The sequence below is a fragment of the Nonomuraea mesophila genome, assembly GCF_004352805.1.
GTDB lineage: Bacteria > Actinomycetota > Actinomycetes > Streptosporangiales > Streptosporangiaceae > Nonomuraea > Nonomuraea longispora.
The window spans coordinates 1-10,266 of sequence record NZ_SMLD01000250.1 but is presented as its reverse complement, the minus strand read 5'-3'; the positions used below and the strand labels follow the sequence as shown (position 1 = coordinate 10,266).

The following is a 10,266-nucleotide window of genomic DNA, read 5'->3' as shown; positions in this document are numbered from 1 at the left end:
CGCCTGACCGCCCGCCTGACCGCCCGCCCGGCCGAGCGCCCGGCCGAGCGCCCGGCCGAGCGCCCGGCCGAGCGCCCGGCCGGGCGCCGCGCCGACCCTCGCTGAGCAGGAGCGGCGCCGCTCAGTGCAGGACCACGGTCTTGTTGCCGTTGAGCGCCACCCGGTTCTCGGTGTGCCAGCGCACCGCCCTGGCCAGCGCCCGGCACTCCACCTCCCGCCCCAGCGCCACGAATTCGCCGGCGCTGAGCGAGTGGTCCACGCGCGTGATCTGCTGGTCGATGATCGGCCCTTCGTCGAGGTCGGGCGTGACGTAGTGCGCCGTGGCGCCGACGAGCTTGACGCCCCGCTCGTACGCCTGCTGGTAGGGACGCGCGCCCTTGAAGCTGGGCAACATCGAGTGGTGGATGTTGATGGCCCTGCCCTCCAGGTGCTTGCACACCTCAGGGGAGAGGATCTGCATGTAGCGGGCCAGCACGACCAGGTCGACGCGCTCGTCCCGGACGAGCTCCAGCAGCCGGGCCTCGGCTTCCGGCTTGGTGGCGGGCGTGACCGGCAGGTGATGGAACGGCACGCCGTAGTTGCCGGCCAGCGGCGCGAGGTCGGGATGGTTGGAGACGACGGCGGCGACGTCCAGGTTGAGCTCTCCGACGGAGGTGCGGTAGAGCAGGTCGTTGAGGCAGTGCCCGACCCTGCTCACCATGATCAGCACCCGCTGCCTCTCGCCGGCGTCCTCCAGGCGCCAGGTCATCCCGAAGCGCGACGCGACGTGCGCGAAGTCGCACCGCAAGTCGGGCACCGCCAGGGTGTGACCGTCGGCGTGGGCGAACTGCACGCGCATGAAGAAGGTGTGGCTGTCCGGGTCGTGGAACTGCCGGCTCTGCACGATGGTGCACTGCCGGTCGAAGAGGAACCCGGCGACGGCGTACACGATGCCCGGCGTGTCCGGGCAGGACAACATGAGGACGCACTGCCCGGCGGAACGGGCTGCGGCTGCGGCTGCGGCGGTCATGGTCGGGCTCGGCTCCTCACTGGTGGGCCGGACTGGTGGGCCGGACTGGTGGGCCGGACTGGTGGGCCGGACTGGTGGGCCGGACTGGTGGGCCGGACTGGTGGGCCGGACTGGTGGGCCGGTGTCGCGGGCACGGCTCTCGGGGGCGGTCAGGTGTGGTACCCGGCCCTGATCAGCATGGTGCGCCGCCACGACTCGGTCTTCTCCAGCTCGTTGAACGTGAAGAGGTGGAAGCCCCGCAGGTTGCTCCCCGGGTCGTAGACGCGCGGGGCGAGCCGCTCGGCCAGCCGGTCCGGGCTGTAGCCGCCGGGCAGGAAGAAGCGCCAGAACAGGTTCTGCTGCTTGCGCAGGAAGCGGGCCGACTGCCCGAGCCCGAGCCCGGCGGAGATGCGGATGAGCTTCTGCCGGCTGACGGCCCCCGGCAGGCCGACGTGGATCGGCAGCTCGACGCCGCGCTCCCGGAGCCGCCGGGCCCAGGCGACCGTGGTCGCCGCGTCGAAGCACAGCTGGGTGATGACGTGGGTGGCGTACCTCGCCTTCAGCTCGATGGCGCGGTCGATGAGCTCCTGGCGGATGCTGCCGTGGCCCTCGGGATAGCCGCCGATCCCGATGTGCCGGAAGTGGTGGCCGTTCGCGTCGAGCGCCTCCAGCAGGGAGAGGGCGTCGGGGAAGCCGCCCGCGGGCTGGGCGACGTCACCCGCGATCACGAAGATGCCGTCGATCCCCGCCTCACGGAGCTCGGCGACGAGGCCGGCCAGGTGCCGCCCGTCCCTCACCTGGCGGGCGGCCAGGTGGGGGGCGACCGAGTAGCCGTGCCCGGCCAGCCGCCCGGCCAGGTCGACGGTGGCCGCCAGGCCCTTGGCCTCGGTCGTGGTGACGGTCAGCGGGATGGTACGCGGCACGTAGGCGAGCACCGCGTCCTCGGTGCCGCGGAACGGCATGACCTCGTAGCTGAGGGTGTTCAGCGCCTGGGCGAGCGCCTGCCGGTGCGCGGGCACCGGGCCGGGGCCGCCGACCCGCAGGCTGCTCATCGTGCCCGGCTCCTCTCACGCGCGGCCCGCGCCGTGGAGGAGCCGGCAGCGGGGGCCGGAGGTGCAGGAGGCATGGTGAGGGGACCTTTCGTCAGGGCAGGCCGCCGGACGGGAAACGCGATCGTGCGCGTGCCCGGCCGCTGTACGCGGACGCTGGGAGGACGCCGGACAGCGGCATCCGCAACCGACAGTAGATTCCGGCGTGGTCCAGGGAATGACGCGGATGACGGCACTTGCGCCTGCGGTCGTCCTAGCCGGGGCGCGACAAGTGACGTAGGGCGGTTGACCGGCTGAAGGCGCGGCCGGCACGCCGCGCCCCCGGAGCGGGGCGAGGGCGCCGCGCCGCCGTGCCGGGCGCGGAGCCGGCGTCTACGTCAAATGGTGTATCCCCGCAGGCCGTACCGGTGGAAATAGTGCCTCGGCCCTGGAACGGGGGCATCATGGGGATCAATGACGTGGCGTACCAGGACCGGCCGGAGCCAGCGAGGAGGGCGCCCGCGATGGTGGAGGACGTCAGGTCCGGGCGGCCCGCCCGGCCGGCGCCGCGCGGGCGCCGGCCGCTCGGCGCGGAGGCGCTGCTGGAGCAGATGCCCGACGGCCTCGCGGTGATCGACGCGGACGGGCGGTTCGTGCAGGCCAACCCGGCGGCGCTGTCGCTCTGCGGGCTCGACGCGGCGTACGTCGCCGGCGAGGCGTCCCCGTTCCCGCCGCGCCAAGCGGACGAGGACGGCGAGGACCCGGGGGCCGAGACGGTCACCGTGTGGGAGAGGGAGCCGGGGCCGCGCCGCGAGTTCGCGTACCGGATCAGCCGGCTGCCCGGCCGCGACGAGCGCATCGTCGCGTTCCGCGACGTGACGGAGAGCCGGCGGCACCAGCGCAGGCTCGCCGCGATCGCCAGCGCGGCCAGCCGGGTGGCCGCCAAACGCTCGCTCGGCAGCACGCTGGAGGCCCTGGCGAAGGAGGTGCTGGAGGCCGACGCCCTGGCGGGGGTGCAGATCCTGACGGTCAACGCGACCAGGGAACGGTTCCAGGTCATGGGCACCGCCGGGTTCAGCCAGGCGGACAACTTCTTCGACATGCTGCTCGAATGCCGGGAGTCCGGCGCGGACCTGCGCATGATCGACGCGTTCACCTCGCGGCGGCCGGTCGTCGTGCCCAACCGGTACGCGATGATCATGTCGGACCCCGCGTGGCGGGCGCTGAAGGACTACATGCGCTCGCCCGTGTGGGACTGGTTCGCCAGCGTGCCGCTCATGGTGCGCGGCGAGCCCGTCGGCATCCTCAACGCCTTCTTCGCCCCTGACCAGGAGATCGGCAGGACCACTCTCGACTTCCTGCTGGCCATGGCCGAGCAGGCGGCGCAGGCCGTCGACTACGCCGCCCTGCTGGAGCGCGAGCGGGAGGTCGCGCGGCGCGAGGAACGCCAGCGCCTGGCCCGCGACCTGCACGACTCCGTGGTGCAGCAGGTCTTCTCGATGGGTATGCAGGCGGAGTCGCTCAGCATGCTCTCCGGGCGCGGCGCGGTCGTCGACTCGGCGTACGTGATGCGCGTGGCGGGGGAGCTCGGGCACGTCTCCAAGGCGGTGCTGAGCGATCTGCGGGCCATGGTGACCGACCTGCACCCCATGCCGCTCGCCGACCAGGGGTTGTCGGCGGCCCTCGACGCGCTCGCCGAGTCGACGATGGGCAGGACCGGCCTCGACGTGCGGGTCTCGATCGCCGACCGGCAGCACGAGCTCGACGACCTGGAGGCCGAGCTCCGCGAGGACGTCTACCGCATGATCGCAGAAGCGCTGCACAACAGCGTCAAGCACGCGCAGGGTTCCCGCGTCACGATCAGCCTGGGGGTGACCGGACGCCGCTCGCAGCGGTGGCTGAAGGGCGAGGTCGCCGACGACGGGTGCGGCCTGCCGGCGCAGAACGCGGACCTGCCGGGGGAGGAGGGCGGCTTCGGCATGACGGCGATGAAGGAGCGCGCCGGCCGGTGGGCCGGGCACCTGTCCATCCTGTCCAGCCGGGACGAGGGGACCACCGTGCGCTTCGTGCTCCCACTGCCGCCCTCGCTGCCGACGGGGCTGCACCGGGACGTGTTCGTCCCGGCCGAGAACCCGGCCGAGAACCCAGGCGAGGGCACAGCCGAGAACCCGGCCGAGGACGTCTCCCGGGACGCCGCTGACGTTCCTGCTCACGACGCCGCTCACGAGAACCGCTGAGGAGCCATGACACCCCCCTCGGAGAACAGCACCATCGGAGTCCTGGTGGTGGACGACCATGCCGTGGTCCGGCGCGGCGTCGTCGCCTATCTCGACGCTCTGGAGAACGTCGAGGTCGCCGGTGAGGCGGCCAACGGCCGCGAGGCGGTCGACCTGCTGGAGTCGCTCAAGGTCAGGCAGCAGCCGCTGCCCCGGGTGGCGCTGATGGACCTCATGATGCCGCAGATGGACGGCGTCGAGGCGACCGCCGAGATCGTCAAGCGGTTCCCCGCCGTCCGCGTGGTCATCCTGACCAGCTTCGGGGAGGTCGAGCGCATCCACGCCGCGCTGGCCAACGGCGCCGCCGGATACCTGCTCAAGGACGCGGGCCCGTCCGAGGTCGCCGCCGCGATCCACGCCGCGGCCAACGGCGACGTCCATCTGGACGCCGCCGTGGCGCGGCGGCTGGCCCAGAAGATGCGCGCCCCGCACAGCGGTGTCGCGGGCCTGACCAGCCGGGAGCGTGACGTGCTCGTCCTCATCGCGGAAGGCCGCTCCAACCGTGAGATCGCCGCCAAGCTGGTGATCAGCGAACGGACGGCGCGTACCCATGTGAGCAACCTGCTGGGCAAGCTCGGGCTGCACTCGCGGACGCAGGCGGTGCTCGTCGCCATGCGTGAAGGGCTGGTCGACCCCCCGCGCTGAGCGTCGTGTCCCTCCCGCCGGCACGCGCGGGTCACGCCTGGCCGCGGACTACGTCACTTGTCGTAGGCGGCCTAGGACCGGCACCCCCTCAAGAGCCGTCAATTGCGCAATCCGTGCCCCCGCAGACGCTGCGTAACATCCAGGTCAGGCCGCGATGACCAGGCCCCCAGCGAACGCCCCATGTGCACGGAGCTCAGCGCACGCGCGTCGCCCCGCGCGCCTCTCCCCGGGCGCGGTGACGCCTCGCGAGCAGCCCCAGGTAAGGAGACACCCCATGTCCGGCAAGAGCCTCCAAGACATCCTCAACGGCGTTTCGACCCCTGTGGCGGATCATCTGCGCAACCTCCCGGCCGGGCCGAACGTCTATCCCGGGGTTCCGCCGGAGTACACGAACTGGCGTGACGAGCAGCTGGCCTGGCAGCAGACCTGCGTGCTGTTCAACCAGTCGTTCCACATGGCGGAGCTGCGCATCGAGGGGCCCGGCGCGCTGAAGCTGCTGTCCTCCCTGGGGATCAACAGCTTCGCGAGGTTCCCCGTCGACACCGCCAAGCAGTTCGTGCCGTGCTCCCCCGACGGCTACGTCATCGGCGACGGCATCCTCTTCCACCTGGCGGAGCACACCTTCAACCTGGTCGGCCGCATCCCCGCACTGAACTGGGTGCGCTACCACGCCGAGACGGGCGGCCATGACGTCACGGTCACGCTGGACGAGCGCTCGGCGGCCCGCCCCGACCCGTTCAACCGCACCCACTACCGGTACCAGATCCAGGGGCCGAACGCGGTCAAGGTGATCGAGAAGGCGATCGGCGGGCCCGCGCCCGAGCTGAAGTTCTTCCACATGACGACGATGACGATCGCGGGCAGGCAGGTACGCGCGCTGCGTCACGGCATGGCGGGGCAGCCCGGGTACGAGCTGTTCGGGCCGTGGGCGGAGGGCGAGGAGGTGCACCAGGCGCTGGCCGAGGCCGGCGACGAGTACGGCATGCGGCTGGTCGGCGGGCGCGCCTACTCCACCAACACGCTGGAGTCCGGCTGGATCCCGTCGCCCCTGCCGGCCGTCTACACCGGGGAGGCGCTCAAGGCCTACCGCCAGTGGCTGCCGGACACCTCCTACGAGGCCGCGGCCTCCATCGGCGGCAGCTTCGTCTCGGACGACATCGAGGACTACTACCTGACGCCGTGGGACCTCGGCTACGGCTCGTTCGTGAAGTTCGACCACGACTTCGTCGGGCGTGAGGCGCTGGAGGCCAAGGCGGCCGGCCCGCACCGCAAGAAGGTCACCCTGGCGCTGGACAACGCCGACTTCCTCAAGGCCGTCAACACCCAGCTCGAACGCGGACTGCCGGCGAAGTGGTTCGAGTTCCCCTCCGCGGTGTACGCGATGCACCCGTACGACCTGGTGAAGGTGCACGGCGAACCGGGCGGGATCTCGACGTGGATCGGTTACAGCGCCAACGAGCGCAAGATGCTGACCCTGGCGATGCTCGACGAGGAGCACGCCGAGCCCGGCGCCCAGGTGTCGCTGGTGTGGGGCGAGCCCGACGGCGGCTCGGCGAAGCTCACCGTCGAGGGGCACGGCCAGGTCGAGATCAGCGCCACCGTGAGCCCCGTCCCGTACTCCGAGGTCGCCAGGAAGGTCTACGCGGACGGCGGCTGGCGGGCGGCTTCGGCCTGAGCCGGCCGGTCGCGACGAGCCGAACCTGCCGAGACAGCGCCGCCGAACAAGGGAGAAGCTCCATGGGCGGGGAACCGGACCGGATACCCGACACGCCCCTCCTCGACCGCGAACGGCAGCTTCGCGGTTACCGGATGAACAAGATGGCCATGGGACTGGGCGACCCGGCCAACCGCGCGGCGTTCAAGGCCGACGAACCGGCCTACCTGGACCGGTTCGGGCTGAACGAGGAGGAGAAGGCCGCGGTGTTGTCACGCGACTGGAAGGAGATGGTGCGCCTCGGCGGCAACCTGTTCTTCATCCTGAAGATCTCGGCGGTCGATCCCGTGCGGATCACCGAGATCGGCGCCCACCAGGCCGGCATGGACCACGAGTCGTTCCTGCGGGACAGGCTCGGGAAGAAGGTGTGAGACGTGGCGACAATCGTCGGCGGACTGGGAACCTCGCACGTTCCCTCGATCGGGGCGGCGCTGGACAAGGGCCTGCGCGACACGCCTGAGTGGAAACCGTTCTTCGACGGTTACGTGCCCGCCCAGGAGTGGGTGCGCGAGCAGCGGCCCGACGTCGCGGTCGTCGTCTTCAACGACCACTTCAACGCCCTGTTCCTGGACCGGGTGCCCACGTTCGCGGTCGGCTGCGCGACCGAGTACCACCCCGTCGACGAGGGCTGGGGGCCGCGGGCCATCCCCCCGTTCGAGGGGGCGGCCGACTTCGCCTGGCACCTGGTCGACACTCTGGTGGACAACCACTTCGACCCGGAGATCATCCAGGAGATCAAGGTCGACCACGGCCTGCAGGTGCCCATGGAGCTCTTCTGGGGCAGGCCGCCGGAGGCGTGGCCGGTGAAGGTCGTGCCGATCTTCGTCAACGTGCTGCAGTATCCGATCCCGCGGCCCGACCGCCTCTACGCGCTCGGCAAGGTGCTCGGCCGGGCGATCGCAGACCACGACAGCGACGAGAGATTCGTGGTACTCGGCACCGGCGGCCTGTCCCACCAGCTCCAGGGCGCCCGCGCCGGGTTCGTCAACCCGGAGGCCGACCGGCGTTTCCTCGACGACATCGCCCACGACCCCGGCAAGCTCGCCGGCTGGAGCAGGGAGCACTACATCGAGACCTTCGGCGGGGAGGGGGCCGAACTGATCATGTGGCTGGTCATGCGGGGCGCGCTCGACCCGGAGGTCGTCGTCAGGCACCGGCACTACTTCGTACCCGCCTCGATGACCGGAGCCGGGATGATCGTCATGGAGAACGCATGACCAGGCCCGCCGCCCGCCCGTACGAGGAGGTCCCCGCATGAGCAGCACCTTCGTGCTGGTCCACGGGGCCTGGCACGGCGGCTGGGCGTGGCAGCGGGTGGCCCCGCTGCTGCGCGCCGCCGGCCACGAGGTCCACACCCCCACCCTGACCGGCCTCAGCGACCGTGCGCACGTGCTGCTCCCGCAGGTCGGGCTCGCCACCCACGTCCAGGACGTCGTGGCGCTCATCGAGGCGTACGACGCCCGCGACGTGGTGCTCGTCGGCCACAGCTACGCCGGGCAGGTCGTCACCGGCGTCGCCGACCGGGTCGGCGAGCGCCTGGCCAGGCGCGTGCACCTCGACGCCTTCGTGGGCGAGGACGGCGAGGCCGCGATCGACCTGCTGCCCGCCACTGTCGCCGGGCACTACCGGGAGTCGGTGGCGGGGCCGGGGTTCGGCTGGCTGATCCCCGTGCGCTCGCTGAGCGTCCTGGGCGTCACCGAGCAGGCCGACCTCGACTGGCTCACCCCGCGGCTGACCCCGCACCCGTGGCTCACCTACACCGAGCCGCTGCGGCTGAGCGGCAAGGGGGAGCAGGTGCCGGCGGCGTTCATCGAGTGCACCGACTGGATGCGGGTGTTCACGCCGCAGGCCGAGCGGGCCGCCGCCCGCGGCTGGCCGGTGCACGAGATCGCCACCGGCCACGAGGCGATGGTGACCGCGCCGGGTGAGCTGGCGGAGCTGCTGCTGCGGATCGCCGCGGAGTGACGCGGGCGAGCCCATGCCCGTACGCCGCGTCGGCGGCACGCCGGACCGGGTCGCGCTGCCGGGCGGAACGTGAGCCGCCGGTCAGAAGAGGGTCAGCGGCTCGGCGGGCATCGGCTCCGGCAGGGGTTCCAGCTCGGGCACGCGGGCGCGTACGTCGTCATGAAAGCGGCGCGCGAGCACCGGCGCGTCCGCGTTGTCCGGCGTGTGGATGAACACGGTCGGCGAGCGGCCCTCGCGCAGCCAGTCCGCCACCGTGTCGGCCCACGGCCGCCAGCCGCCGATGGTGCGCTCCTCGTCGTCCCTGCCGAGGTAGCGCACGATCGGGCGGTCGGTGAGGGCGTGCGTGCGGCGCGGCAGGCGCGGCTTCTTCGTCCACGCGTCCCGCTCGGCGTCACTGGCCGGCGGGCTCGCGAACATCACCGTGGTGTCGAAGGGCACCCACTCGGCGTCGAAGCCGGTGAGGAGCCGTTCGAGCAGGCGCCGCGCCCGCTCGTCCTCGAAGAACGCGCGGTGCCGCACCTCGACGGCGTATCTGTGCGAGCGCGGCAGCCGGTGCAGGAAGGCCGCGAGGGCGCCGAGGTCGGCGGGCGAGAACGAGCCGGGCAACTGCAGCCAGAGGGCGTGGACGCGGGACTCGAGCGGTTCCATCACCTCCAGGAACGTGCGCAGGTCGTCGTCGGCGCCGGTGAGGCGGTGCTCGTGGGTGATGGTCCTGGGCAGCTTGACGACGAAGCGGAAGCCGGGATCGGTCTGCCGGGCCCACGACTCGACCGTGCTCCTCGACGGCGTGGCGTAGAAGGTCGTGTTGCCCTCCACCGCCTCGCACCAGGTCGCGTACGCGCGCAGCCGCTCGCCGGGAGGGAGCCCGGCGGGCAGGAGGCGTCCCTGCCAGCGCGCGTGGGTCCACATCGCGCATCCCACATGAAGCCGCATGAACGCGACGCTATCGAAGACCGGCCGGAACCGGAGAAGTTGTCATACGACTTATGCACTCATATGATGACGGCGACTCCAGCACTCCGACCCTTGGGACCGCCATGGCCGCCGACCGCATCCGCCACGTCACGCTCTCCTCCGTCACGCTCCCGCTGGACGTGCCCGTCAGCGACGCCAAGGTCCTCACCGGCCGGCAGAAGCCGATGACCGAGGTCGTGTTCCTGTTCGCCGAGATCACGACGGACGAGGGCCGCCACGGCACCGGTTTCAGCTACTCCAAGCGGGCGGGCGGCCCCGCGCAGTACGCCCACGCCAAGGAGGTCGCGGAGAACCTGCTCGGCCGGGATCCGTCGGACATCGGCCGGGTCTACGACATGTTGTTGTGGGCGGGGGCGTCGGTCGGGCGTTCCGGGGTGGCGACGCAGGCGCTGGCGGCGGTCGACGTCGCGCTGTGGGATCTGAAGGCGAGGCGGGCGAATTTGCCACTGGCGAAGTTGCTGGGTTCGTACCGCGACGCGGTCAGGACGTACAACACCTCGGGCGGTTTTCTGCACGCCCCCATCGAGGAGGTCAAGGAGCGGGCCACCGAGTCGATCGCGAGTGGCATCGGCGGGGTCAAGATCAAGGTGGGTCAGCCGGATATGAGGGAGGATCTGCGCCGGTTGGCGGCGGTGCGTGAGCATCTGGGGGCGGATGTGCCGCTCATGGTGGATG

The 10,266-nt window shown here is 71.6% G+C and carries 10 protein-coding genes; 7 read left to right on the top strand and 3 right to left on the bottom strand.

Annotated elements, in window-relative coordinates; genetic code table 11:
- Window positions 1–121: 121 nt before the first annotated feature.
- Both purU and E1295_RS45005 read right to left on the bottom strand, forming a co-directional pair.
- Window positions 122–1,009, bottom strand: a complete 888-nt coding sequence (gene purU, locus E1295_RS45010) for a formyltetrahydrofolate deformylase (RefSeq protein ID WP_132641037.1) — start codon at window positions 1,007–1,009, stop codon at window positions 122–124.
- Window positions 1,010–1,158: 149 nt separating this feature from the next.
- Window positions 1,159–2,040: a methylenetetrahydrofolate reductase gene (locus tag E1295_RS45005; protein ID WP_220449217.1), complete on the bottom strand. Its 882-nt coding sequence runs from the start codon at window positions 2,038–2,040 to the stop codon at window positions 1,159–1,161.
- Between the two features lie 440 nt (window positions 2,041–2,480).
- Here E1295_RS45005 and E1295_RS45000 point away from each other — a divergent pair, with 440 nt between their 5' ends.
- From E1295_RS45000 to E1295_RS44975, 6 genes are all read left to right on the top strand, one after another.
- Window positions 2,481–4,253 (top strand): ATP-binding protein, encoded by a 1,773-nt coding sequence (locus tag E1295_RS45000; RefSeq protein WP_220449216.1) that lies wholly within the window; start codon window positions 2,481–2,483, stop codon window positions 4,251–4,253.
- 6 nt (window positions 4,254–4,259) lie between these two features.
- Window positions 4,260–4,937, top strand: coding sequence for a response regulator (locus E1295_RS44995; RefSeq protein ID WP_132641035.1), 678 nt, complete (start codon window positions 4,260–4,262; stop codon window positions 4,935–4,937).
- Window positions 4,938–5,211: 274 nt separating this feature from the next.
- Window positions 5,212–6,612 carry a syringate O-demethylase gene (gene desA / locus E1295_RS44990; RefSeq protein WP_132641033.1) on the top strand — a complete coding sequence of 467 codons (1,401 nt, stop codon included), beginning with the start codon at window positions 5,212–5,214 and terminating at the stop codon, window positions 6,610–6,612.
- A gap of 62 nt (window positions 6,613–6,674) precedes the next feature.
- A complete protein-coding gene (locus tag E1295_RS44985) occupies window positions 6,675–7,022 on the top strand; it encodes an extradiol ring-cleavage dioxygenase (protein WP_132329749.1) in 348 nt (115 codons plus the stop codon).
- Window positions 7,023–7,025: 3 nt separating this feature from the next.
- Complete coding sequence (locus E1295_RS44980) at window positions 7,026–7,868, top strand: class III extradiol dioxygenase family protein (protein WP_132641031.1); 843 nt, start codon at window positions 7,026–7,028, stop codon at window positions 7,866–7,868.
- 37 nt (window positions 7,869–7,905) lie between these two features.
- On the top strand, window positions 7,906–8,616 hold the full coding sequence (locus tag E1295_RS44975) for an alpha/beta fold hydrolase (RefSeq protein ID WP_132641029.1): 711 nt from the start codon (window positions 7,906–7,908) through the stop codon (window positions 8,614–8,616).
- Window positions 8,617–8,697: 81 nt separating this feature from the next.
- Here the strand turns inward: E1295_RS44975 and E1295_RS44970 are convergent, their stop codons facing one another.
- Window positions 8,698–9,549, bottom strand: a complete 852-nt coding sequence (locus tag E1295_RS44970) for a DUF72 domain-containing protein (protein WP_132641027.1) — start codon at window positions 9,547–9,549, stop codon at window positions 8,698–8,700.
- A gap of 53 nt (window positions 9,550–9,602) precedes the next feature.
- Between E1295_RS44970 and E1295_RS44965 the strand changes: the two genes are divergently transcribed.
- Window positions 9,603–10,266, top strand: a 664-nt coding sequence (locus E1295_RS44965; RefSeq protein ID WP_281284812.1) for an enolase C-terminal domain-like protein, incomplete at its 3' end; no start/stop codon positions are given.

Excerpts from the sequence above, each read along its gene's own strand:
- E1295_RS44970 (WP_132641027.1), bottom strand. The coding sequence starts at position 9,549 with ATGCGGCTTCATGTGGGATGCGCGATGTGGACCCACGCGCGCTGGCAG.
- E1295_RS44975 (WP_132641029.1), top strand. The coding sequence starts at position 7,906 with ATGAGCAGCACCTTCGTGCTGGTCCACGGGGCCTGGCACGGCGGCTGG.
- E1295_RS44995 (WP_132641035.1), top strand. The coding sequence starts at position 4,260 with ATGACACCCCCCTCGGAGAACAGCACCATCGGAGTCCTGGTGGTGGAC.
- E1295_RS44985 (WP_132329749.1), top strand. The coding sequence starts at position 6,675 with ATGGGCGGGGAACCGGACCGGATACCCGACACGCCCCTCCTCGACCGC.
- E1295_RS45000 (WP_220449216.1), top strand. The coding sequence starts at position 2,481 with ATGGGGATCAATGACGTGGCGTACCAGGACCGGCCGGAGCCAGCGAGG.
- E1295_RS45005 (WP_220449217.1), bottom strand. The coding sequence starts at position 2,040 with ATGAGCAGCCTGCGGGTCGGCGGCCCCGGCCCGGTGCCCGCGCACCGG.
- purU (WP_132641037.1), bottom strand. The coding sequence starts at position 1,009 with ATGACCGCCGCAGCCGCAGCCGCAGCCCGTTCCGCCGGGCAGTGCGTC.
- desA (WP_132641033.1), top strand. The coding sequence starts at position 5,212 with ATGTCCGGCAAGAGCCTCCAAGACATCCTCAACGGCGTTTCGACCCCT.